Here is a 23,146-nt window from a genome sequence, read left to right on the forward strand (position 1 = left end):
GCGTCGGAACCGGTCGCCCCGTGCCAGACGAATGCGGAGCGGGAAGTCACATGCCCAGCAGCGCGGGTCCATCGATCGACAAGATCACCGAGGGAGGACGGGTGACCCAGGTCGGCGAGGGTCAGGACGCGGACGAGACCACTCCGCCGGTCATGACCTTCGGTGCTCCGACGGCCGGTGAGGTCCTCGCCGAGCGTTACGAACTGGTCGAGCACATCAACAACGACAGCGCCGGCCGGCTGGTCTGGCGTGGGGTCGATGTCGTGCTGCGCCGGCCGGTAGCGGTCGTGATGCGTTATCCGGGTGGCGACTCCGCCACCGAGATGCTCCAGGCCGCGGTCGCGGCCAGCCGGGTCATCCACCCCAACCTGGTGGGCGTCTACGACGCCATCGACGAGGCCGAGCGGGCCTACGTGGTGCGCGAGTGGGTCGACGGGCATTCGCTGCGGGAACTGGTTTCCGAAGGACCCCTGGACGCCGCCCGGGCCACCGCCGTCGGCAACGCGGTCGCCAGCGCCCTGGCGGCCGTACACGCCACCGGCATGGTGCACGGCAACGTGCACCCGGGCACGGTGATGATCAGCGACGACGGTCGGGTGGTGCTGGCCGATGCCCGTACCGACGGTGCCGACAGCCAGGAGAACGACGTCCGAGCCGTCGGCGGCCTCCTCTACTTCGCGCTGACCGGCTACTGGCCGCACGCCGAGGCCCCACTGCACGGCGCCACCGCAGGGCACGGCCGGGCGGCCATCCCCGACGCCGTACGCGACGCCAACGGTGCGGCGGCGGCACCCCGTCAGGTCCGGGCCGGTGTGCCGGCGTACCTGGACGACCTCACGATGGACCTGCTCGACGCCGACATCGCGCCGCCCTCCTCGGACGTCCTGGCGGCGGAACTGGCCCGACTCGACGTGCCCGAGGACGACTACCTCGACGCCAACGGTCCGCTGCGCTTCGCCGCCGAGACCGGTGAGGAGCCCTCGCCGCTGGCCGCCGCCGGTGGCCGCAAGGTCGCCCTGGGCATCGCGGGGCTGCTCGCGCTCGCCCTGGTCGGTCTGCTGATCGGCATCAGCACCCTCGGTGGCGACGAGGACGAGCCGCAGAAGAATCCGGTCGCCGCGCCCACCTCCAGCGCGCCGGTGAGCGAGGAGCCGGCGGCACCGGCGGTCCGGAACCTGAAGATCAGCGCCGCCCGGATCATCGACCCCGACAGCCGGGACCGGGCCGAGGTCCGCGACGCCGAGAAGGTTTTCGACGGCGACAAGGACGACGGCTGGTCGACGCAGACCTACCGGGGGGCCAGCAACTTCGGCAACTACAAGCGGGGCATGGGCGTCTGGATCGACCTGGGTGGCGAGCACACCATCAAGTCGGTGCAGGTGAACCTCTCCGACACGGGTGCCTCCGCCGAGCTGCTCACCGGCACCATCGACCAGCCCTCGACCAACAAGGGCGACGACGAGATTCTCAAGGCGTACAAGAAGAACCCGATCGGTCAGCCGTTCGAGGCGCACGACGGCACGACGATGACCTTCAACGGCTTCGACGCCGACCAGAAGTACCGTTACCTGCTGTTCTGGATCACCGACCTGCCGCCGAACGGAAGTGGCTACAAGGTCGGGGTCAACGAGATCACGGTCCAGGGGTCATGAGCCGGGCCCGGCCGAACCGGTGCCCCGACCGAGCCTGACAATGGAGGCAGCGACGGGTGACGCCGGTTCCGGCCGGACGGGTGGAGCAACGGTGAGCGAGACGGGCAGTGACCTCGACCTGCTGCACGCCCACGTTGCCGGTGACCGGCACGCCTTCGGTGAGCTGTTCCAGCGGCACCGGGACCGGCTCTGGGCGGTTGCCCTGCGTACGCTCGGCGACCGCGAGGAGGCCGCGGACGCCCTCCAGGACGCCATGCTGTCGGCGCACCGGGCTGCCGCCCGGTTCCGGGGCGACGCGGCCGTCACCACCTGGCTGCACCGGATCGTGGTGAACGCCTGCCTCGACCGGATCCGCCGACGCCAGGCCCATCCCACCGTGCCACTGCCCGACGGGGTTCGGGAGCCGGGCGACGGTCACGGCACCGGCGGGGTCGAGCCCGCCGCACCGGTACGCGACCACGACACCGCGCTCGTCGTCCGGGAGGCGCTTGCCACCCTGCCGATCGAGCAGCGGGCCGCGCTGGTGCTTGTCGACGTGCAGGGCTACCCGGTCGCCGAGGTCGCCCGGATCCTCGGCGTGGCCGAAGGAACGGTCAAGAGCCGGTGTGCCCGGGGTCGAGCCCGGCTCGCCGTACTGCTCGGTCACCTGCGGACCGGCAGTGACGAGGCACTTTCGGAAGTGCCGGCGGTCACCCCAGGGAACCCCAGTGCCCGGCGGGACGTCCGATCGGGGTCGGGACGGTCCTGGAGGCCGGACGTCAACCAGGAGGAAACGTGACTGCCGGGGAGTTCAGCGAGGTCGACCACGACCTGCTCGCCGACTACCTCGGCGGTGCCCTGGAGGGCACCCCGGAGCAGGCCGAGGTCGCCCGGTTGATCGCCCAGGATCCGTCCTGGGCACAGGCGCACGCGCTGCTCGCCCCGGCCGTCGCCGAGGTGCGCACCGATCTGCTCGGCTGGGGCGGCTCCGCGGTGGAGATGCCGCCCGAGGTCGCCGACCGGATCCGCGCCGCACTCGACACCGCTGACCTCTCCGACGTCCTGCCCGACAGCGACGACACCGATCTGGATTCGGACATCCCGGCAACGGCTTCGGACCACAGCGACGATCGGGCTTCCACCGGGCGACCGTCTCGGGTTCCGGCGCAGCCGCTCGGTGGCCGCCGTCCGCAAGCCGCACCCCCGGCCGGTCCCGACCGCAACGCCACCCGGCCTGGTCCCGACCGCAACGCCACCCGGCCCGGTCGGCGGAGCAGCCGCTGGGCCCGCGTCGCAGGGCCGGTCGCCCTCGCTGCCGCGCTTGTCGTCGGGTTGGGGACCCTGCAGCTGGTCCGGCCGAATCAGGGCGGCGACACGACAGCGGGCACCGCGCTGAGCGATCCGGCCGCCACGCCGCACGCACAGGAAGGCCAGGCCGGTCCCGAGCGGGCCGCGGTCAACACCTCGCCCCAGCGGCTCCCGGTCACCGAAGGCACCCCGCAGCGCCACACCGGGAGGGACTACACCCCGCAGGAACTGGCGACGGAGCCGGAAGCCAAGTTCAACGCCTACTCCAGCACCGAGACACCTGATGCCAGTGGCGACGTCGATCGCATGGCCGGCCCCGCGGACCTGGCCCGGCTCGACGACCAGGTGGCGCTGACCGCCTGCCTCGCGGACATCGGCACCGAACACGGCGCACAGCCGTTGGTCTTCGAGGACATCGAGTACGCCCGCTTCCAGGGACACCCGGCGCTGGTGGTGCGCTTCACCGACGCCGCCGGCACCCGATGGGCGTGGGTCAGCGGCCCTGAATGTGGTATCCCCGGATCCGGCTCGGACAGCCGCCACCGTACGCGGGTAGGGTGAGTCGTCAGGCGCCGGACGTTTGGCCGTCCACGTGACCTGACCCACCGGATGACCGGCTCGGGAATCTCCGGTTCCTACGATGATGTTCTGGAAGTCAGTTGCCGCCGCGTCGGCACTCGGTTCGGCATCGGCGCTTCACCGATGCCGACAAGTCAACACGATTGGGAGACGGCAGTGGACGAGGTCCGCAACCTGATCATCATCGGCTCTGGGCCGGCCGGTTACACCGCGGCGGTCTACGCGGCCCGCGCCAACCTCAAGCCCCTGATCATCGAAGGCGTACAGTCCGGCGGCGCGCTGATGACCACCACCGAGGTGGAGAACTTCCCCGGCTTCGCCGACGGCATCCTCGGCCCCGAGCTGATGGACAACATGCGCAAGCAGGCCGAGCGGTTCGGCGCGGAGTTCCTGACCGATGACGTCACCCGGGTCGAGTTGACCGACACCGCCCGCCCCGACGCGTACAGCACCGTCTGGGTCGGCGAGACCGCCTACCGGGCCAGGGCCGTCATCCTCGCCACCGGCTCCGCGTGGCGTCCGCTGGGCGTACCGGGTGAGCAGGAGTACCTGGGCCACGGCGTCTCCTCCTGCGCCACCTGCGACGGCTTCTTCTTCCGCAACCAGCACATCGTGGTCGTCGGTGGCGGTGACTCGGCGATGGAGGAGGCCAGCTTCCTGACCCGCTTCGCCGACTCGGTGACCATCATCCATCGTCGGGACTCGTTCCGGGCGAGCAAGATCATGGCCGAGCGGGCGCTGAGCAACGACAAGATCAAGGTCAAGTGGAACTCCGTGGTGGAGGAGATCCTCGGCGCGGACGGCAAGGTCTCCGGGGCGCGGATCCGCAACGTGCACACCGGCGAGACCAAGGTGCTCGACGTCACCGGCGTCTTCGTGGCGATCGGCCACGACCCGCGCAGCGAGCTGTTCCGCGGGCAGGTGGAGCTCGACGACGAGGGGTACGTGAAGGTCGAGGCCCCCAGCACCCGGACCAGCATCCCCGGTGTGTTCGCCGCCGGTGACCTGGTCGACCACACCTACCGGCAGGCCATCACCGCCTCCGGCACCGGCTGTGCCGCCGCACTCGACGCGGAACGCTTCATCGCCACGCTGGCAACGGACTGAACGAGACACACCGATGCAGGAGGGACCAAACAGTGGGAGCAACCAAGTCGGTCACCGACGCTAGCTTCGTCGTCGACGTACTCAAGTCCGACAAGCCGGTTCTGGTGGATTTCTGGGCTGAGTGGTGCGGACCGTGCCGCAAGGTGTCACCGCTGCTGGAGGAGATCGCCCGCGAGATGGGTGACCAGGTCAGCATCGTCAAGCTCAACATCGACGAAAACCCGGAGACGGCCCGCGCCTACCGGGTGATGTCCGTACCGACCCTCACCGTGTTCAAGAACGGTGAGCCGGTGCAGTCGATCGCGGGTGCCAAGCCCAAGGGTGAGCTGGTCAAGCTGATCCAGTCGGCTCTCTGAGCCCCGCAGTACCGCCATTTCGACCCCGTGACCGGCTCGCCGGCACGGGGTCGAGGCGTTTTCCATCCCTGCGGATCGCCAGCGCATAACCTCGAACCGAGGGCCGCCGGACGCCGGTGACCACCTGGTCCTCGCCGACGGGCCTGGCCAGCCATCGACCGTACAGAGGGGGTCGTGCGTGCGTCCGATCCGTTCCGGTGACCGCGGACCTGCGGTAGCCGAGATCCGTGCGGTACTGACCAGCCTGGACCTCCTCTCAAAGGCCACCGGCCCGTACGACGACGAGTTCGACACCGCCACCGAGCGGGCGGTACGGGCCTTCCAGCAGTCCCGGGGCCTCAGCGTCGACGGCCGTGTCGGCGCCGAGACGTGGCGGGCGCTCGACGCCGCCCGTTGGCGACTCGGTGCCCGCACCCTCTACCACGCGGTGCCGGTGCCGCTCACCGGCGAAGACGTCCGGTCGCTGCAGGAACGGCTCCTGGAGATGGGGTACGACACCGGTCGAGCCGACGCGATCTACGGCGTCCGAACGTCTCGGGCGGTGGCCCAGTTCCAGCGTGAGGTGGGGCTGACCCCGGACGGCACCTGCGGCCCGCACACCATGGGGGCGCTGCGCCGGCTCGGCCGCAAGGTGGTCGGCGGCAGGCCGCAGTGGCTGCGCGAGTCCGACGCCATCCGGCAGTCCGGTCCCACCCTGGTCGGCCGGACGGTGGTCATCGACCCCGGCCATGGTGGCACCGAGCCCGGTGTGGTCGTACCCGACGGGCCGCTGCGGTGGACCGAGGCGGATCTGATGCACGACCTGGCCAGCCGCTTGGAGGGTCGGCTCGCCGCGTCGGGCGTACGGGTGCAGCTCACCCGGGGACCGGCACCGGAGACGTGCCTGCCCGACATCGACCGGGCGCACCTGGCCAACTCTCTCGGCGCGGACGTGTTCATCTCCCTGCACACCGACGGGCACGCCAATCCGGCTGCCGAAGGGGTCGCGACGTACCACTACGGCACCGACAACGGCGTGACCTCGGCAACCGGGGAACGACTGGCCGGGCTGGTCCAACGGGAGATCGTGGCGCGCACCGGGCTGCGCGACTGCCGTACCCACGCCAAGGCGTGGGACCTGCTCAGACTCACCCGCATGCCGGCGGTACGCATCGAGGTCGGCTACCTCACCTCGCCGACGGACCGCGGCAGGCTTGTCGAGCCCCGGTTTCGGGACAAGCTCGTCGAGGCCATCGTGGCGGCGGTGCAACGGATGTACCTGCCGGACGAACGTGACGTGCCGACCGGTTCGCTGGACGTCAGCGAGTTGCGGGCCGCCGTCGCCGCCGGAAACGTGGTCGACTGAACGACGCCGGACCGGTCCGCGCTCAGCCGCCGAACCGGCTGCGCGCTCAGCCGATGGTGGACCGGGTGGCCGGGGTGGGACGCACCGGACGCAGCAGCGACTCCGGGCTCATCGAGCCGAGCAGCTTCTCCAACGCGTACTCGACGTCCGATTTCCAGCTCAACGCCGTCCGTAGTTCCAGGCGAAGCCGGGGGTAGCGGGGGTGCGGGCGGACGGTCTTGAAGCCGACCGAGAGGAAGAAGTCGGCGGGTGCGACACAGGCGCCCGCCGGGTCGGCCGCGTCACCGAACTTCGCGTCACCGAACGCCTCGATCGCCTTGATCCCCCGCTTGGTGAGGTCACGGGCGACCCCCTGCACCAGCATCCGGCCCAGCCCGCCGCCGGCGAAGGCTGGTACCACGTTCGCCGTCATCAGCAGCGCGGCGTCCGCGGAGACCGGGGAGGTGGGGAACGCCATCGAGCGGGGCACGTACGCCGGTGGGGCGTACATGACGAACCCGGCCGGCATGCCGTCGACGTAGATCAGCTTGCCGCAGGAACCCCACTCCAGCAGGGTCTGCGAGACCCACGCCTCCTTCTCGAGACCGGGGTCACCGGCCGCGCAGGCACGGTCGGCGGAAACCGGATCAAGCTCCCAGTAGACGCATTGCCGGCACGGACGGGGCAGGTCCTCCAGGGTGTCCAGGGTCAGACTGACCAGTCGTCGCGACATCGCGTGCTTCTCCACACTAGGCTCGGCGGTGGGACCGGCTCGGACGCCACCCGCCGCATTCCTGCCCCGACGAGCGATCGTACGCCGCCGATCGGCGGCGCGGGAGAGGACGCGCAAACGCCCACGTCAGGACGGTCAGCGACCGGTCCGGTATGTGGACGGGCGCGGAATCGCACACGCCGTCGGCGTCGTTCGGCGGCTAGGATCGGCACTCGGCGTGCCGTGCCGCCATGGTCGCCGGTGTCCCGGGTATCCGGGACGGAGCCGTCCGCGCAGCATCGAGGTGATGTCATGACCGGCACAACGCTCGACGACTACACCGACCGGTACGCCCGCCGGGTGCGGGGGATGACCGCCTCGGAGATCCGGGCCTTGTTCGCGGTCGCCAGCCGACCGGAGGTCGTCTCCCTGGCCGGTGGCGCACCGTACATCGCCGCGCTGCCGCTGGACGCGGTGGGCGAGATGCTCGGTCGGCTCAGCAGCGAGCACGGAACCACCACCCTCCAGTACGGCATCGGCCAGGGCACCCTGGAACTACGCGAGCGGATCTGCGAGGTGATGTCCCTCTCCGGGATCGACGCCTCCTGCGGGGCGTCACCGGACGACGTGGTGGTGACCGTCGGCGGGCAGCAGGCCCTCGACCTGGTGGCGCGACTCTTCCTCGACCCGGGTGACGTGGTACTCGCCGAGGGCCCGACCTACGTCGGTGCCCTCGGGGTCTTCCAGGCCGCCCAGGCGCAGGTCGTGCACGTGCCGATGGACGAGGACGGCCTGATCCCGGAGGCGCTGGAGACAGCCATCGCGGAGCAGGCCCGGGCCGGGCGGCGGGTGAAGTTCCTCTACACCATCCCGACGTACCAGAATCCGGCCGGCGTGACGCTGACCGAGGAGCGCCGGGAACGGGTGCTGGACATCTGCGAACGCGCCGGTCTGCTGGTGGTCGAGGACGACCCGTACGGCCAGTTGGGTTTCGAGAAGGAAGCGCCCGCTCCGCTGCGGGCCCGACGCCGGCACGGGGTCTTCTACCTCAGCACCTTCTCCAAGACGTTCGCCCCCGGCCTGCGCGTCGGCTGGATCCTCGCCCCGCACGCCGTACGCGACAAGTTGGTCATCGCCAGCGAGGCGCAGATCCTCTGCCCCAGCGCGTACGCGCAGGCGGCCGTCAGCACGTACCTGACCACGATGCCCTGGCGTGAGCAGCTGAAGGTCTACCGGGAGGTCTACCGGGAGCGGCGGGACGCGATGCTCGCCGCGCTGGCGGATCTGATGCCGGCGGGGACCAGGTGGACCAACCCGGGCGGCGGTCTCTTCGTCTGGGCGACCCTGCCCGAAGGGCTCGACTCGAAGGCGATGATGCCTCGGGCCATCGCCGCGCGGGTCGCCTACGTGCCGGGCACCGGCTTCTACGCCGACGGCGGCGGGGCCGGCAACATGCGGCTCAACTTCTCCTTCCCGCCGCCGGAACGGATCCGTGAGGGCGTACGCCGGCTGGCCGGCGTGATGGAGCAGGACATCGCCATGCGGCGGGTGTTCGGCGCGGTCGGCGGGCCGGGCAACCGGCGCGGCCAGGCCGGCTCCGACACCCCCGGTCCTGACTTGGCATGATGCCCGGCATGGGTTCTGCCGCTGCCGAAGAAACGCCTGTGTCCGGTCCCACCGCCGATGACCTGCACGTGGTCGTGCTCGCTGGTGGCCTGTCGTACGAACGGGACGTGTCGCTGCGCTCGGGCCGCCGGGTGCTCGACGCGCTGCGGTCGGTCGGGGTGGAGGCGGAGCTACGCGACGCCGACGTGGCTCTGCTGCCGGCGCTGGCCGCCGACCCGCCGGACGCCGTGGTGATCGCGCTGCACGGTGCCACCGGGGAGGACGGCTCGCTGCGTGGCGTACTCGACCTCTGCGGCGTGCCGTACGTCGGCTGTGACGCGCGGGCCTCCCGGCTGGCCTGGGACAAGCCGTCGGCGAAGGCGGTGCTTCGGGAAGCGGGCATCGCCACTCCCGACTGGGTCGCGCTGCCGCACGACCGGTTCAGCGAGCTGGGCGCGGTGGCGGTGCTGGATCGCATCGTGGACCGGCTGGGACTGCCGCTGATGGTCAAGCCTGCCCAGGGTGGTTCCGGTCTCGGCGCCGCCGTGGTCCGGGACGCGGCGGCGCTGCCGGCCGCCATGGTCGGTTGTTTCGCGTACGACCCGACTGCGCTTGTGGAACGGTACGTCTCCGGCATGGACGTCGCGGTCTCCGTCATCGACCTGGGCGACGGTCCCCAGGCGCTGCCGCCGGTCGAGATCGTGCCCCGCAACGGCGTCTACGACTACGCGGCGCGCTACACCGCCGGTCGGACCACCTGGCACACGCCGGCACGCCTGGAACCTGCGGTCGCCGAGAAGGTGGGCGAGGTCGCGATCGCCGCTCACACGGCGCTCGGACTCCGTGACCTCAGCCGGGTCGACCTCATCGTCGACTCGGCCGGGCAGCCGCATGTCCTGGAGGTCAACGTCTCTCCGGGCATGACCGAGACCTCGCTGCTGCCGCTGGCGGTGCAGGCCGCCGGGCTGGACTTCGGACGGGTGATCGGTTCCCTGGTCGCCCGCGCCGTCACCCGCCGGTGACCGCCTGAGGCGGCACCTCTCCCGGCTTTTCAGCTACCTCGCTCGCCTGCGGGGGCACCGCAGTGGCCTCGCCGCCCGACTCTTCCTGCTGCGGTGCCGGGGAGTCGTCGGCGTGGTCGCCCTCCTGCTCGGCAATGCTGCGTCCCTGCGGTGTCGGCAACTCGGCCGGCTCTGCGGTCGTCTGCGCCCCGGATTCGGCCTCGTCGTCGGCAGCGGCCACGGGAACGCCGCCCGGCGCGTCGGGTGGGTCGGCCGTCTCTCCGATCGCGTCCAGCAGCGACCCGCCCTCGGTCGTTTCGTTCCCGGCCGACGCTGACTGCGCGGCAAGGCTGGACGGGGCCTGCCACTGGATGCGGGGCGGCTCGGCGAGCGGGCGTCCACCGAACTCGGCCAGCCAGGCAGCCACCAGGGCCAGATTCTCCCGCCACTTCCCCTCGGAGATCGGCGGCAGGATCGAGTCCCACAGGGAGAGGAAGGTGCCTCGCAACTGAAGCCGCCCGTACGGGCGGGCGAGGAACCACATGTGCAGGTGCGCCGACCCGTCGCCCCAACGGTTGACGTGGACCCGGGCCACCCCGTCCAACGACCGGATGGCGCGTTCCAGTCGTACGGTCATCACGCCCAGCTCGGCGGCGAGCAGATTGGGCAGGTCGCCGAGATCCAGGTGCGACCGGGATTCCAGGATGAGAACCATCGGCAGGCCGGTGGGACGGTCCATCGCGCGTACGCGCCACCGCTCACCGACCCAGATGTAGGCGTCATCCGGCGCCTGACAGGCGGTGCATTCGCGGTGCGCTTCGCCCTTGCGGGGCGGCTCGACCGGGACCGGGTCGTCGAGGTGTTTGACCCGCAGGTCACCCTCGAAGGGAAAGGACGGCCACTGGGTGAAGTCCGGGACTGAGGGAGGGGTGTCGGGCACGAGGCTGACCCTAACCGAGTCCGGCACCGCTGTCCCTACCCGAATCGGGTTCGCCTCGGCGGGCGAAGATCAGGCCGAATCAGCGGTTGTCCCCAGGGATATCCACAGGCTCTCCGACGCTCCGGCCACACCTGCGAGCCCTGCTTCGACAAGGGATTTCGGTCCATGTTCCACGTGAAACAACGAAGGGCTGTGGATAACTGGTGTGGATAACATTTGGCCCTTCGAGTGGCTGTGGACATCGGTCCCCTCGGCTGGCGAGGCGCCCACGTTTCACGTGAAACCGTGCCTCCTTCGAAGCCACGCTCAGCGCGGCTCGGTAACGGGTCGGCCGCGATGCATCGCTGTCCCCGCCGACCTCGGAACCGCTCTGTGGCTCGAAGTCTTCGACCGCCGGTGAACGCTGATCCGAGTTGCCTGGATTGGACAAGCGTCAGCAGGAGGACGAATACCGTCGGGGGTGAGGTCGTCAGCTCAGCTTTCCCCACTGCCACCAACTCCGTCGCTGTCGTGGGGGACTGGCCGGCGACTCGGCAGTCGTGGGTGTCTCCGTGTCCCAGCCGAGGCGGACGCCGGGATCGTCATCGGTCGGATCCTGGCCGGTGACGACAGCCGGACGAGCGACTGATTGAACCTCCACTTGGGCAGCCCTGGAAGCCGAGCTACAGCCGGGGCTGGTGTCCGGTCGTCAGGCGGCCGTCCCATCGCCTCGGCCCGCGCCCGCCGGGCCGTTTCCTCCTTGACGCTGAACGCCAGCCGGCCACGAACGCCTGAGCTCGCCTGCGTCCCCCTTCATAGCCTTCCGCCCTCTGTAGTCGACACGGCGGCGTCAAAATCACCCGCCCAGCCTCAGGGTGCCCTTGGGCCTCTCCAGGGCACAGCGGCGTCCAGAGGGGCAGACCCGTCTGGCGGCGCGCTATCAGACGAAGGGCCGGGCTTGTAGGCCAACAACAAGAATGCATCCGGCCGCACCAGGAGCCGAGGTCGCTGCCCCGGCATACCCGCTGAGGCACCGGGGGGCGGTGCGCAGCAAAGCGGGAACGGACGCGGGTGCGACACCGATCACCCTCCACGCGTCGCCCGCCGCGTTGCCCGCCGCGTCGCCCGCCGCGTTGATCAAGAGGTTTGCGTCTGAATCCGGCCGAGTCCAGACGCAAACCTCTTGATCAACTGCGTCGGTGGTGAAGGGTCAGGCGGCGTCCCTGTTTCACGTGAAACGCCCGCGCCCAGTGCAACGGCCGCACCTTCCGAAGAAGAGTGCGGCCGTTGCAGTGAAGGCTGGATTCGGGCGATCAGCCCTCCGCCTGCCCCTGGTTGACTCCGATGATGTCGACGATCCGCTCCAGGTCGTCCACCGTGGCGAACTCGATGGTGATCTTGCCCTTGCTCCGCCCGATGTCGACCTTGACTCGGGTGTCGAAGCGGTCGGAAAGCCGATCGGCGAGATCGTTGAGCCCAGGTGCGTGCGGCTTGGCGCGGCGCTTCGCCGTTTCCTTCTTGCCCGCCCCCTCGCTCAGCGAGAGCGCGACGATCTCTTCCGTCGCTCGTACCGACAGACCTTCGGCCACGATCCGCAGCGCAAGCTGCTCCTGGGCCTGCGGGTCTTCCAGGCTCAGGAGCGCCCGGGCGTGTCCCGCCGAGAGCACCCCGGCGGCGACCCGCCGCTGCACCTGGGCCGGCAGGTTCAGCAGTCTGATGGTGTTGGAGATCTGCGGCCGGCTGCGACCGATCCGGCGAGCCAACTCCTCGTGGGTCGCACCGAACTCCTCCAGCAACTGCTGATAGGCCGCCGCCTCTTCCAGCGGGTTCAGGTTGGCCCGGTGGATGTTCTCCAGCAGCGCGTCGCGGAGCATCGCGTCGTCGCGGGTGTCCCGGACGATCGCCGGGATGGTCTCCCGTTCGACCGCCTGGGCAGCTCGCCAGCGTCGCTCGCCCATGACGAGTTCGAACTTCTCGTCGTCGAGCTGGCGCACCACGATCGGTTGGAGGAAGCCCACCTCCCGGATCGATGTCTTGAGTTCCTCCAGCGCCTCCTCGTCGAAGACCTGCCGAGGCTGCTTCGGGTTGGGCACGATCGAGTCGACCGGAATCTCGGCGAAGCGTGCGCCGGGCACCGGGCTCAGGATCGGATCAGGCATGCTCGCCGGCGCCGGCACTGACACGGTGGGTGGTGCGTCGACGGCCGGCGCCACGCTCGGCGCGGTCGGGATCGCGGCGGAGCCGGCACCGACATCCGGTGCCGGTCCGGTCGGGATCAACGCGCCCAGGCCCCGTCCCAGACCGCCCCGAGGACGGTTCTTCATGCCACCCCTCCCAGCGCCTCATCCGCACTACGCATTCCGGCTCACCGGCTCCTTGACGCCCCGCTCGGCGATCTCCTGGGCAGCTTCGAAGTAGCTCGTCGCCCCCCGCGATCCGGGATCGTAGGTCATCACCGACTGGCCGTAGCTGGGTGCCTCGGAGACCCGGACGTTACGCGGAATCACCGCCTGGAGCACCTTGTCGCCGAAGTGGTTCCGCACGTCCTGCTCGACCGCGTCGGCGAGCCGGGTACGCCTGTCGTACATGGTGAGCAGGATCGTGGAGACCTCGAGCCGCGGGTTGAGGTGCTGGCGGACCAGGTTGATGTTGTTGATCAGCTGGTTCAGCCCTTCCAGCGCGTAGTACTCGCACTGGATGGGGATGAGGACCTCCTGGGCGGCCACCAACGCGTTCACCGTCAGCAGGCCCAGCGACGGCGGGCAGTCGATGAAGACGTAGTCGAAGTGCCCGGGATAGGCGGCAATGGCGCGGGCCAGCCGCGACTCACGGGCCACCACGGAAACCAGTTCGATCTCGGCACCAGCCAGGTCGATCGTGGCCGGTACGCACCAGAGATTGGGAATGCCCTCGACCGCCTGGGCCACCTCTTCCAGGGGCACGCTGTTGATGAGGCAGTCGTACACATCCGGGACGCCTGTGTGGTGCGGCACGTTGAGCCCGGTGGAGGCATTGCCCTGCGGGTCGAGGTCCACCACAAGTACCCGGTTGCCGTGCAGGGCGAGCGCCACCGCAAGGTTCACCGTGGTCGTGGTCTTCCCCACGCCGCCTTTCTGATTGGCGACACACATGACCCGGGTCCGCTCCGGCCGAGGCATGGTCACCTCGCCACTGGGATTCAGGATCTGCACGGCGCGCATCGCCTCCATAGCCAACGGTGGGTCATCCTCTTCGCGCGTCGGGGTTTCACGTGAAACGTACGCGGCCTCGGGGGTTGCCGGCTCGTAGGGCCCGGCGGGCGTGTCGGACGCAGGCCGCGGATCCGGCACCGGCTGGTGCGGCGGTGCCGCCTCGAAGCGGGCCGACGCCGAACTGTTTCGACGGATCGGGATCACGCGCGCCTCGGGGCTGGCATTGCCCGGTCGAGCCGCCGAATCCGGAGCACCCGGGTTCACCTCACCGCCGCGAGGCCACGGGGCGTCCGGCACGGAGGCCTCTCCGCGAGCGACCGGCGGACTCTGGGCGCCGCCCTCGGAAGGTCGCCAACCCGGGAATTCGGTTTCACGTGAAACAGGGTCGCCCGCCGACCCTGTCACGCGCGGATCGTCATACCTACCGTCGTCATGCACCTGTCATCCCTGCCCGCTTCGGATGGTCGGCCCGCACCCGTCAACCGGGCCACTCGCGCTGTCCCGCAGAGGTCTCGCCCGGCAGGAGCGGCAGGCCCGGAGAAGATCCATCGCCGCCCGCTCCACACTATCGACGCGCGGTCAGCCTACGGCCCATGGGCGTGGCCGGTCCATGTTGGGTTCGTAACCCGCCGGTGCAACACCCACATCCGTGACTGTTTGGACAGGGACGTGAGGCGCACCCTCACCGGCGGCGGGACTTGCCCCCTCGGGACTTCTTGGCCGATCCACGAGGCGTCGGGCCCACCAGACGATCCCGCACGATCTCCACCACGACGGCGGGCGGTTCCACGATGCCCTCCCCACAGCGGTGCAGCACCGGTTCCGCACCGCCGAGGCGATGCACCGCAGCAGCATGCTCGACGATCTCGTCGGCCGCCGAGGCGCCCTTGAGGGCCAGCAGCCGACCGCCGGGTGCCGCCAGTGGCAGGCACCAGGCGGCAAGCCGATCCAGTGGCGCCACCGCGCGGGCGGTCACCACGTCACCCCGTACCGGATCGGGTCCCACCGCGGCCTCCTCGGCCCGCCCGCGCAGCACCTGGACCGAGTCCTCCAGGCCCAGTGCGTCCACCGCCTCGGTCAGAAAAGCGGTACGGCGCGCCAGCGGTTCGAGGAGCATCACCTGCAGATCGGGTCGGGCAATGGCGAGCACCAGTCCGGGCAGTCCCGCGCCGGACCCCACGTCGATGACGGTGGCGTCGGTCGGAATCAACTCACCCACCACCGCGCAGTTCAGCAGATGCCGATCCCAGATCCGAGGTGCCTCGCGCGGCCCGATCAGGCCACGCACCACACCGTCGGTCGCCAGCAGTTCGGCGTACGCGGCAGCCAGGTCGAGGCGGGCGCCGAAGATGCGCCCGGCCGCCTCGGCCAACTCCGGCGGCAACAGCGCCACGGCCGGATCGGGGCTCTCGGGACGGACAGCCGGCGGCCCGGGCGGCGTACCACCCGGGCCGGTCGGGACACCACCCCTGAGGTCGTCTCCGTACACCCGCTCAGTCCGCGGGGCGGACGACGATCCGCCGGTTGGGCTCGACACCTTCGGACTCGCTCTCCACCCCGTCGATCGCGTTCACCACGTCGTGCACGCACTTGCGCTCGAACGCGGACATCGGCTCCAGCCGCACCGCTTCGCCGTGCTCCTTGACCTTCTCGACGGCGTTACGTGCCACCGCAGCGAGTTCCTTGCGCCGGTTGGCCCGGTAGCCGCCCACGTCGAGCAGCAGCCGGCTCGGCGAGCCGGTCTGCCGGAACACGGCCAGTCGGGCCAGCTCCTGGAGGGCTTCGAGGGTGGCACCCCGCTGGCCGACGAGGTTCTGCAGGCGGCCACCGACCACCTCGACCACCGGGCGACCGCCCGACACCAACTCGTCGATGTCGCCGTCGTAGTCGAGGATGTCGAGGAGGCCCTCGATGTAGTCGGCTGCGATCTCACTCTGCCGGAACAGGTCGCCGTCGCCCTTGGCCGGCGCAGTCTCGGTCTCCTCGGGCTCGCCGTCGACCGGAGCCGCCGCAGTCGGCTCGTCGTCCAAGGACTGGTCGGCGCGGGGGATGCTGGTGTCGGTCACGGTGTCATCTCCGTACTCGCTCGGCCGGACCTGCGGTCCGCTGGTTCCCCGGGGCCGGCGGGACGTCACCGGTGCCCACGGGCACGTCTGTAGGGCAGTTTCGCCCGTTCACCGCGACCTGCGCGGCGCTTCGCGCTTGCGGCGCCGACCTTCCGGCGGCTGCACGCCAATGCGAGGGGCCGTCGCCGGCTTCCCGGCGACGGCCCGGACGGTTCAGCCCTGCCGCTTGGCGGGGCGGCCCTTCTTCGGGTTGGCCGGCTTGGCACCCGGCTTCGGGCCGGCGACCTTCGGCGCGGCCGGCTTGGTCGGTGCCGGCGCGGGCTTGCTACGGCCGAACAGGCCGCTGGTCTTCGCCGGCTGAGCGCCGGTGCCCGGCTTGCTGGTGGCGGTCACCGGCGGGGGGAACTTGCGCAGCACCCACTGCTGCTGGCCGAGAGTGAAGAGGTTGTTGGTGACCCAGTAGATGATCACACCGATCGGGAAGATCGCGCCGGAGATCAGCAGCGACAGCGGGATGCCGTAGAGCATCAGGCGCTGGATCATCCGCTGCTGCGGGTCCTCCGCCCAGCCCGTCTTGAGGATCATCTGGCGGCTGGTGAGGTAGGTGGTGCCCATCATCACCAGCACCAGGACGCCGGCCATGACCTTGACGGTGGTGCCGTTCGCGCCCAGCTGGGCCAGCTCCGCCGCGGTCGAACCGAACTTGCTGGCGATCGGGGCGGTGAACAGCGTCGCGTCGGAGGCGCTGTTGAACTGCTCGACCGTCCACCCGTAGATGTCCTTGTTGGCCTTCGCCGGGTCCGGGTTGAGGCGACGCAGCACGTGGAACAGGCCGAGGAACACCGGGATCTGGAGGAACATCGGAAGGCAGCCCATCAACGGGTTGGCCTTTTCCTTCCGATAGAGCTCCATCATCTCTTTCTGGAGCGTCTCCCGGTCACCCTTGTGCTTCTCCTGCAGAGCCTTGACCTGCGGCTGAAGCGCCTGCATCGCGCGCTGCGACTTGATCTGCTTGACGAAGATCGGGAAGAGGATCACCCGAACGGTGACCACCAGGAAGATGATGGCCAGGATCCACGACCAGTTGGTGCCGAGGAACGCGGTCTCCGGGACCCCGATGGCGTCCCAGGCCGAATGCCAGGCCAGCAGGATCCACGAGATCGCGTAGTAGATCCAGTCGAGACTAAACACTCAGGCTCCAGTCACGTCGGCAGCTCGGCGGTCGCCCGGCACCGGCACCGGGTCGTATCCACCAGGATTGAATGGATGGCAGCGCGACAGCCGCCGGACCGTCAGACCGGCTCCCCGAAGCGCGCCATGTCGGGTTACCGCCTCCAAGGCGTACGCACTGCACGACGGGTAGAACCGACAGCGGGCCGGCAGCGCCGGACTTATCCACCGACGGTACGCGATAATAGGAAGGGCCAGCACCCGGGCACCGAGGGTAGCCGGACGACCCGTTTTCGGTTGGGTGTTCACCGTCGCCGTCCCCGGCTGGTCCGAGCGGCCCGCAGCGCGTCGTCCAGGTCAGCGCCGAGCCGCTGGTACGTGGCCTCGGCGGCGGCCGGCAGGGCCCGTACGACGAGGGTGCTTCCCGCCGGCAGCTCCGACAGCCGCTCCCGGACCAGATGCCGCAACCGACGGCGGACCTTGTTCCGGACCACTGCCGGCCCGACGGCCTTGGAAACCACGAAACCGGCACGGGACTCCGGCACGGAGTTCTCCTCCGTGCCGCCCCGCACCGGTTCCGGCGTTACGTCTGGGGTGCCCCCGGTTGTGCCCGGCAGTGTCAGGTGCACGACCACCGTGCCCCGACCAGCCCGACGGCCACTGCGGACCGCTGCGGCGAAGTCGCTGCTGCGCCGCAGTCGCTGCGCGGCTGTCAGCACGACTGCCAGTCCCCGGGAGCGGGCCCGGTCGGCCTCAGGCCGACAGGCGGGCGCGACCCTTGGCGCGACGGGTCGAAAGGATGGCGCGGCCGGCCCGGGTGCGCATACGCAGCCGGAAGCCGTGGGTCTTCGCGCGCCGGCGGTTGTTCGGCTGGTAGGTGCGCTTGCTCACGTCAGGCTCTCCGTTGTCGGACGGCCACGGCATCAGTCGCCGAGGTCGTGGTGGTCCAGGCCACCGCGCTGGCGGCCTCGATCGGTGCTGCCCGGACGGTGCGACGAGCGCACACTCCGCGGCATCTCATGAACACCGGGAGCCCCCACAGGCAGCGAGCACCCATCACCCTAGCAGAGGGCGTGAGAGCAGCCCCTCCAGCGTAGGTCGGGGTGCAATCACCGTCAAACCGACCGACCCGTACGGTTTACCTGCGGTGAAGTACGACCGAAGCGGTGGATTTCACTGATGCCGACAGGCACCAGGCGCGTCGACGGTTGATGATGCGGCGACAACGCTGTTACCGTGCCCGATTGCGGTCAGCGTCTCCAGGTCCGGATGTCGCCGGCAGGGCAAGACCGGACACGGTGGTGAATCGTTCGGCACGGTGAACCCCGCTTCAGCACCCGGCCATGGCAGGGGTAGGTCCGACCCATGCCCGGCAGGCGGCCACAATCGGTCGGCACACAGGCTGTGGATAACTTGTGGAGAACGACCGGGTGGGACGACGGGTGGGCTACCGGTCACACCTACCCGGCACTGGACCTCCGGATGGCCGGGGGGACGGCGGCATCCGGGAGCAGAGGCGAGGGGGTGGCACGACGGTGGCCGGTACGACCGACCTTGCCGCGGTGTGGACGGCGACCACGGATGAACTCGCCGACGAGATCATCTCTGCACAGCAGCGGGCGTACCTGCGGTTGACCCGGTTACGGGCCATCGTCGAGGACACCGCGCTGCTCTCCGTGCCCGACGCCTTCACCCGAGACGTGATCGAGTCGCGACTGCGACCGGCCATCACCGAGGCGCTCACCCGCCGGCTCGGCCGACCGATCCAGGTAGCTGTCACCGTTCGGCTACCCGAGGACGGCCGTACCGAGGGCACTGTCTACCACAGCGCCGCAGAATCCGGGCCGGCCGTTCACGACGGCGGCCCGGTCGACTTCTCCGGCCCGGCCGAGTCGGGGGCGACCACCGACGACCGCCAGCAGCTTCCGCTCATTCCCGAACAGCACCACCCCCACCGGTACGACCGACCAGTACCGGAGTCTCCCCACGTCACCGACGGCGGGCCGCGTACCGGCCCACCCGTGGCCGACGGCCAGGAGACCCTCTTCGGCGCGGCGTTCGGTGAGCCCGGCCGCTCGGCTGGGGAAGCGCGGCGGCAACCCCAGCGACTCGGCTTCGCCGACCGGGCCGGCCAGCTGGACCCGCCGACCCCCGGCCCGCGCGGGTTCGCCGGCCGGTACGGCGACGATCCCGGAGTCTCTCCCCGCGACCAGCACGTGATCCGCTCGCTGCCCGGCGACGGTGGTGGCACCGACAGCGGCCCCGGCCGCAGCGGCACGGACCACCGCACCCGGGACGACCGGCGGCTGCCCGCCGGCGCGGACAGCGGCGGCAACCGTCTCAACCCGAAGTACATGTTCGAGACGTTCGTCATCGGCTCGTCCAACCGGTTCGCCCATGCCGCCTCCGTCGCGGTGGCCGAGTCACCGGCGAAGGCGTACAACCCGCTGTTCATCTACGGCAGTTCCGGGCTGGGCAAGACCCACCTGCTGCACGCCATCGGGCACTACGCCACCACGCTGGGCAACGCCCGCTCGGTCCGGTACGTCTCCACCGAAGAGTTCACCAACGACTTCATCAACTCGCTGCGCGACGACAAGACCAGCGCCTTCCAGCGCCGCTACCGCGACGTCGACATCCTGTTGATCGACGACATCCAGTTCCTGGAGAACCGCGAGCGGACCCAGGAGGAGTTCTTCCACACCTTCAACACGCTGCACAACGCCAACAAGCAGATCGTGATCACCTCGGACCGCTCGCCGAAGCAGCTCGCCACGCTGGAGGACCGGCTGCGGACCCGCTTCGAGTGGGGCCTGCTGGCCGACATCCAGCCGCCGGACCTGGAGACCCGGATCGCGATTCTGCAGAAGAAGGCGGCGCAGGAGCGGCTGTACGCCCCGCCGGACGTGTTGGAGTTCATCGCCTCCCGGGTGTCGAACTCGATCCGGGAGTTGGAGGGGGCCCTGATCAGGGTCACCGCCTTCGCCAGCCTGACCCGCTCCAGCGTCGAGCTGTCGCTGGCCGAGGAGGTGCTGCGGGACTTCATCCCGGACGGCGCCGGCCCGGAGATCACCGCCGACCAGATCATGGTCTCCACCGCCGACTACTTCGGCGTCAGCCTGGAGGACCTGCGCGGCCACTCCCGCTCCCGGGTGCTCGTCAACGCCCGTCAGGTGGCCATGTACCTGTGTCGCGAGCTGACCGACCTGTCGCTGCCCCGCATCGGTCAGGCGTTCGGTGGCCGGGACCACACCACCGTCATGCACGCCGACCGGAAGATCCGGCAGCAGATGGCCGAGCGGCGCTCGCTCTACAACCAGATCGCCGAGCTGACCAACCGGATCAAGCAGAACACCTGAGGGCGTACGCGCCCGTACGAGCCCGGCTGGGATCCCCCGGCCGGGCTTTCTGGTGCCGGGTGAGTTGACTCTCGACGAGGTGTAGACCACAGCATCGAGGCCGTGACCACACAGGTTCCCACTCGTTGTCCACAGCTCGTCACCCACAGGCTGTGGACAACCACGCACTGCATATGGCCGGTTACCCACAGGCTGTGGAGAAAAGCTGGGGACAACGTTGTGGACGCCTGTGGACGCCTGGGGACAGCCGTTCGCTCTGTCCACCGCGGACGACCCACCTGTGGGGAAGCTGTTGAAGGTTCTGGGGAAAACCGGCGTCGCGACGGCCACCCCGATCCACAGGGCTGGGGAGAAAGTCGGTGGATAACCGGTGGATAACCAGTGGACAGCGGTGGACAACTGGGGACACCGGACCCACCTGTGGACCGACGGCCCAGTTGTACCCCGGGTTCTCCACAGCAAAACCACCGGTGGATAACGCGCTGACCTGGGCAGATGAGGGTTCTCCACAGTTTGCACAGGTGCGATGAAGACGATGAGTTATCTCTTCTAAAAGAACGAAAACCAATCATCACCGTTGGACTTCCTGTGGATCGTTGGATTGCTGCCGAACTCAGTCGTCAGCACCGACACGAACCACGGGGTCGGACGCACAGCCGATACCCACGCGCCCTAAGGTGCGAGGGGTACCGCACGCCAGGCGGGTCGGTGGGCAGCGGCCGGCATGAGAGAGTTGACGACGTCGACGTCGACGCGGAGGCATTGATGAAGTTCCGAGTGGAGCGCGACGCGCTCGCCGAGGCCGTGGCCTGGACCGCAAAGAGCCTGCCCAACCGGCCGTCCGTACCGGTGCTGGCCGGCGTGATGCTCCGTGTCACCGACGGCACCCTGCAGGTGTCCGGCTTCGACTACGAGGTGTCCAGCCAGGTGACGGTGGAGGTACAGGGCGACGCCGACGGCGCCGCGCTGGTCTCCGGTCGCCTACTGGCCGAGATCACCAAGGCACTGCCCGGCAAGCCGGTGGACATCGCCGCAGTCGGCGCGCACCTCGAACTGGTCTGCGGCAGCGCCCGGTTCACCCTGCCCACCATGCCGGTGGAGGACTATCCGGCCCTGCCGGAGATGCCGGAGAGCGCCGGCACGATCGACGCGGCCGCTTTCGCCGCCGCCGTCGCCCAGGTGGCCGTCGCGGCCAGCCGGGACGAGACGCTGCCGATGATGACCGGCGTACGCGTCGAGCTGTCCGGCGGCACCCTGTCGATGCTCGCCACCGACCGCTACCGCCTCGCCCTGCGCGAGATGGAGTGGAACCCCGACGACCCGGAGATCAGTATCAACGCGCTGGTGCCGGCCCGCACCCTCAACGACACCGCCAAGGCGCTTGGCCCGCTCGGCGGCCAGGTCACCATGGCGGTGTCCCAGGGCACAGCCGGTGAAGGCATGATCGGATTCTCCGGCGGCACCCGGCGCACCACCAGCCGCCTGCTCGACGGCGCCAACTACCCGCCGGTGCGCTCACTCTTCCCCGCCAGCCACAACGCCGAGGCCCGGGTGCCGGTCAGCACCCTCATCGAGGTCGTCAAGCGAGTCGCCCTGGTCGCCGAGCGCACCACCCCCGTGCTGCTCAGCTTCAGCGCCGACGGGCTGGTCGTCGAGGCCGGCGGCACCGAGGAGGCACGGGCCAGCGAGGCGATGGAGGCCACCTTCACCGGCGAGCCACTCACCATCGGCTTCAACCCGCAGTACCTCATCGACGGGCTGGCAAACCTCGGCGCGCAGTTCGCCGTACTCCAGTTCGTCGACGCCTTCAAGCCGGCGGTCATTTCCCCAGCTGGCGAGGATGGCGAGCTCATCGGTGGGTACCGGTACCTCATCATGCCGATCCGCGTATCCCGCTGATCGCAGAGAACCAGCACCCCACGAAAGGTAACGACGAGATGCAGCTCGGCCTGGTAGGCCTCGGTCGGATGGGCGGCAACATGCGCGAGCGACTGCGCGCCGCCGGACACGAGGTGGTCGGTCTTGACCACAACGCGGAGCTGAGTGACGTCGCGAACGCGTCGGAACTGGCCGAGAAACTGGCTGCTCCCCGCGCGGTCTGGGTGATGGTGCCCGCCGCCGTCACCGACGCCACCATCGACGAACTGGCCGAGGTACTCGGCGAAGGCGACATCATCATCGACGGCGGCAACTCGCGCTTCAGCGACGACGCACCGCGAGCCGAACGGCTCAACGAGCGCGGCATCGGCTACGTCGACGTGGGTGTCTCCGGAGGCGTCTGGGGCCGGCAGAACGGCTACGGCCTGATGGTCGGCGGCTCCCAGGAGCACGTCGACCGGCTCATGCCGATCTTCGAGGCGCTCAAGCCCGAGGGCGACTTCGGCTTCGTGCACGCCGGGCCGGTCGGTGCCGGCCACTACGCCAAGATGGTGCACAACGGCATCGAGTACGGCCTGATGCACGCCTACGCCGAGGGCTACGAGCTGATGACCGCCTCCGAGCTGGTCACCAACGTGCCCGGCGTGATCAAGTCCTGGCGGGAAGGCACCGTCGTCCGGTCCTGGCTGCTGGACCTGCTCGACCGCGCGCTCGACGAGGACCCGGAACTGGCTCAGCTGACCGACTACACCGAGGACACCGGCGAAGGCCGCTGGACGGTCGACGAGGCGGTCCGCCTCGCCGTACCGCTGCACGTCATCACCGCCTCGCTGTACGCCCGGTTCGCCTCCCGCCAGGACGAGTCGCCGGCCCTGAAGGCCGTCTCCGCGCTGCGCCAGCAGTTCGGCGGCCACGCCGTCCGCAAGCGCTGACCGGCACC

The 23,146-nt window shown here is 69.9% G+C and carries 20 protein-coding genes and 2 pseudogenes; 12 read left to right on the plus strand and 10 right to left on the minus strand.

What is annotated here, in order from left to right; genetic code table 11:
- Positions 1-50: 50 nt before the first annotated feature.
- The 6 genes from Vgi01_RS27110 to Vgi01_RS27135 all read left to right on the plus strand — a co-directional run bounded on the left by Vgi01_RS27110 (position 51) and on the right by Vgi01_RS27135 (position 6,326).
- Positions 51-1,652, plus strand: coding sequence for a protein kinase family protein (locus Vgi01_RS27110; RefSeq protein WP_102658754.1), 1,602 nt, complete (start codon positions 51-53; stop codon positions 1,650-1,652).
- 40 nt (positions 1,653-1,692) lie between these two features.
- On the plus strand, positions 1,693-2,430 hold the full coding sequence (gene sigM, locus Vgi01_RS27115; RefSeq protein WP_373307053.1) for an RNA polymerase sigma factor SigM: 738 nt from the start codon (positions 1,693-1,695) through the stop codon (positions 2,428-2,430).
- Entirely contained in the window at positions 2,427-3,500 is a 1,074-nt protein-coding gene (locus Vgi01_RS27120) for an RsmA family anti-sigma factor (protein ID WP_204292965.1), read from the plus strand. Before sigM ends, Vgi01_RS27120 begins: the two co-directional genes overlap by 4 nt.
- Positions 3,501-3,674: 174 nt before the next feature.
- Entirely contained in the window at positions 3,675-4,625 is a 951-nt protein-coding gene (gene trxB / locus Vgi01_RS27125; RefSeq protein WP_204292966.1) for a thioredoxin-disulfide reductase, read from the plus strand.
- A gap of 32 nt (positions 4,626-4,657) precedes the next feature.
- The gene (gene trxA, locus Vgi01_RS27130; protein WP_013736593.1) at positions 4,658-4,981 is read left to right on the plus strand and encodes a thioredoxin; all 324 of its coding nucleotides are present in this window, start codon (positions 4,658-4,660) and stop codon (positions 4,979-4,981) included.
- Positions 4,982-5,159: 178 nt separating this feature from the next.
- Positions 5,160-6,326: an N-acetylmuramoyl-L-alanine amidase gene (locus Vgi01_RS27135; protein ID WP_102658750.1), complete on the plus strand. Its 1,167-nt coding sequence runs from the start codon at positions 5,160-5,162 to the stop codon at positions 6,324-6,326.
- A gap of 46 nt (positions 6,327-6,372) precedes the next feature.
- On the opposite strand, the gene Vgi01_RS27140 is transcribed toward Vgi01_RS27135, so the two are convergent.
- On the minus strand, positions 6,373-7,038 hold the full coding sequence (locus Vgi01_RS27140) for a GNAT family N-acetyltransferase (protein ID WP_102658776.1): 666 nt from the start codon (positions 7,036-7,038) through the stop codon (positions 6,373-6,375).
- Positions 7,039-7,329: 291 nt separating this feature from the next.
- Between Vgi01_RS27140 and Vgi01_RS27145 the strand changes: the two genes are divergently transcribed.
- Both Vgi01_RS27145 and Vgi01_RS27150 read left to right on the plus strand, forming a co-directional pair.
- Complete coding sequence (locus Vgi01_RS27145; RefSeq protein ID WP_102658749.1) at positions 7,330-8,643, plus strand: aminotransferase-like domain-containing protein; 1,314 nt, start codon at positions 7,330-7,332, stop codon at positions 8,641-8,643.
- Between the two features lie 8 nt (positions 8,644-8,651).
- Positions 8,652-9,644, plus strand: a complete 993-nt coding sequence (locus Vgi01_RS27150; protein WP_102658775.1) for a D-alanine--D-alanine ligase family protein — start codon at positions 8,652-8,654, stop codon at positions 9,642-9,644.
- Here Vgi01_RS27150 and Vgi01_RS31300 read toward each other — a convergent pair.
- The 9 genes from Vgi01_RS31300 to rpmH all read right to left on the minus strand — a co-directional run bounded on the left by Vgi01_RS31300 (position 9,631) and on the right by rpmH (position 17,860).
- On the minus strand, positions 9,631-10,563 hold the full coding sequence (locus Vgi01_RS31300) for a hypothetical protein (RefSeq protein ID WP_204292967.1): 933 nt from the start codon (positions 10,561-10,563) through the stop codon (positions 9,631-9,633). The two genes, Vgi01_RS27150 and Vgi01_RS31300, sit on opposite strands and share 14 nt — an antisense overlap.
- Positions 10,564-11,855: 1,292 nt before the next feature.
- Entirely contained in the window at positions 11,856-12,866 is a 1,011-nt protein-coding gene (locus tag Vgi01_RS27160) for a ParB/RepB/Spo0J family partition protein (RefSeq protein ID WP_204292968.1), read from the minus strand.
- Positions 12,867-12,893: 27 nt separating this feature from the next.
- Positions 12,894-14,171, minus strand: a complete 1,278-nt coding sequence (locus Vgi01_RS27165) for a ParA family protein (RefSeq protein WP_275412583.1) — start codon at positions 14,169-14,171, stop codon at positions 12,894-12,896.
- Positions 14,172-14,415: 244 nt separating this feature from the next.
- A complete protein-coding gene (gene rsmG / locus Vgi01_RS27170; RefSeq protein ID WP_102658745.1) occupies positions 14,416-15,126 on the minus strand; it encodes a 16S rRNA (guanine(527)-N(7))-methyltransferase RsmG in 711 nt (236 codons plus the stop codon).
- Between the two features lie 100 nt (positions 15,127-15,226).
- Positions 15,227-15,799 (minus strand): Jag family protein, encoded by a 573-nt coding sequence (locus Vgi01_RS27175; protein WP_102658744.1) that lies wholly within the window; start codon positions 15,797-15,799, stop codon positions 15,227-15,229.
- A 213-nt stretch (positions 15,800-16,012) separates the two neighbouring features.
- Positions 16,013-16,990 carry a membrane protein insertase YidC gene (yidC, locus tag Vgi01_RS27180; protein WP_102658743.1) on the minus strand — a complete coding sequence of 326 codons (978 nt, stop codon included), beginning with the start codon at positions 16,988-16,990 and terminating at the stop codon, positions 16,013-16,015.
- Complete coding sequence (gene yidD / locus Vgi01_RS27185) at positions 16,991-17,230, minus strand: membrane protein insertion efficiency factor YidD (protein WP_204292969.1); 240 nt, start codon at positions 17,228-17,230, stop codon at positions 16,991-16,993.
- Positions 17,231-17,274: 44 nt separating this feature from the next.
- Positions 17,275-17,688 (minus strand): ribonuclease P protein component, encoded by a 414-nt coding sequence (rnpA, locus tag Vgi01_RS27190; protein ID WP_204292970.1) that lies wholly within the window; start codon positions 17,686-17,688, stop codon positions 17,275-17,277.
- A 34-nt stretch (positions 17,689-17,722) separates the two neighbouring features.
- On the minus strand, positions 17,723-17,860 hold the full coding sequence (rpmH, locus tag Vgi01_RS27195; RefSeq protein ID WP_007073824.1) for a 50S ribosomal protein L34: 138 nt from the start codon (positions 17,858-17,860) through the stop codon (positions 17,723-17,725).
- 644 nt (positions 17,861-18,504) lie between these two features.
- Between rpmH and Vgi01_RS31660 the strand changes: the two are divergent.
- The 4 genes and pseudogenes from Vgi01_RS31660 to gnd all read left to right on the plus strand — a co-directional run.
- Positions 18,505-18,801: pseudogene (locus Vgi01_RS31660) on the plus strand (chromosomal replication initiator protein DnaA); the annotation flags it as partial.
- 333 nt (positions 18,802-19,134) lie between these two features.
- Positions 19,135-20,328: pseudogene (gene dnaA / locus Vgi01_RS27200) on the plus strand (chromosomal replication initiator protein DnaA); the annotation flags it as partial.
- A gap of 765 nt (positions 20,329-21,093) precedes the next feature.
- Entirely contained in the window at positions 21,094-22,227 is a 1,134-nt protein-coding gene (dnaN, locus tag Vgi01_RS27205; RefSeq protein ID WP_204292972.1) for a DNA polymerase III subunit beta, read from the plus strand.
- A gap of 38 nt (positions 22,228-22,265) precedes the next feature.
- The gene (gnd, locus tag Vgi01_RS27210; protein WP_013736609.1) at positions 22,266-23,138 is read left to right on the plus strand and encodes a phosphogluconate dehydrogenase (NAD(+)-dependent, decarboxylating); all 873 of its coding nucleotides are present in this window, start codon (positions 22,266-22,268) and stop codon (positions 23,136-23,138) included.
- Positions 23,139-23,146: the final 8 nt, after the last annotated feature.

Origin of the sequence: Micromonospora gifhornensis (genome assembly GCF_016863515.1) — a bacterium.
Taxonomy (GTDB): domain Bacteria; phylum Actinomycetota; class Actinomycetes; order Mycobacteriales; family Micromonosporaceae; genus Micromonospora; species Micromonospora gifhornensis.

What these genes read in the sequence shown, in the direction of transcription:
- Vgi01_RS27110 (WP_102658754.1), top strand. Translation starts at nt 51, where the DNA reads ATGCCCAGCAGCGCGGGTCCATCGATCGACAAGATCACCGAGGGAGGA.
- sigM (WP_373307053.1), top strand. Translation starts at nt 1,693, where the DNA reads ATGGAGGCAGCGACGGGTGACGCCGGTTCCGGCCGGACGGGTGGAGCA.
- Vgi01_RS27140 (WP_102658776.1), bottom strand. Translation starts at nt 7,038, where the DNA reads ATGTCGCGACGACTGGTCAGTCTGACCCTGGACACCCTGGAGGACCTG.
- Vgi01_RS27145 (WP_102658749.1), top strand. Translation starts at nt 7,330, where the DNA reads ATGACCGGCACAACGCTCGACGACTACACCGACCGGTACGCCCGCCGG.
- Vgi01_RS27150 (WP_102658775.1), top strand. Translation starts at nt 8,652, where the DNA reads ATGGGTTCTGCCGCTGCCGAAGAAACGCCTGTGTCCGGTCCCACCGCC.
- Vgi01_RS27160 (WP_204292968.1), bottom strand. Translation starts at nt 12,866, where the DNA reads ATGAAGAACCGTCCTCGGGGCGGTCTGGGACGGGGCCTGGGCGCGTTG.
- dnaN (WP_204292972.1), top strand. Translation starts at nt 21,094, where the DNA reads ATGAAGTTCCGAGTGGAGCGCGACGCGCTCGCCGAGGCCGTGGCCTGG.
- gnd (WP_013736609.1), top strand. Translation starts at nt 22,266, where the DNA reads ATGCAGCTCGGCCTGGTAGGCCTCGGTCGGATGGGCGGCAACATGCGC.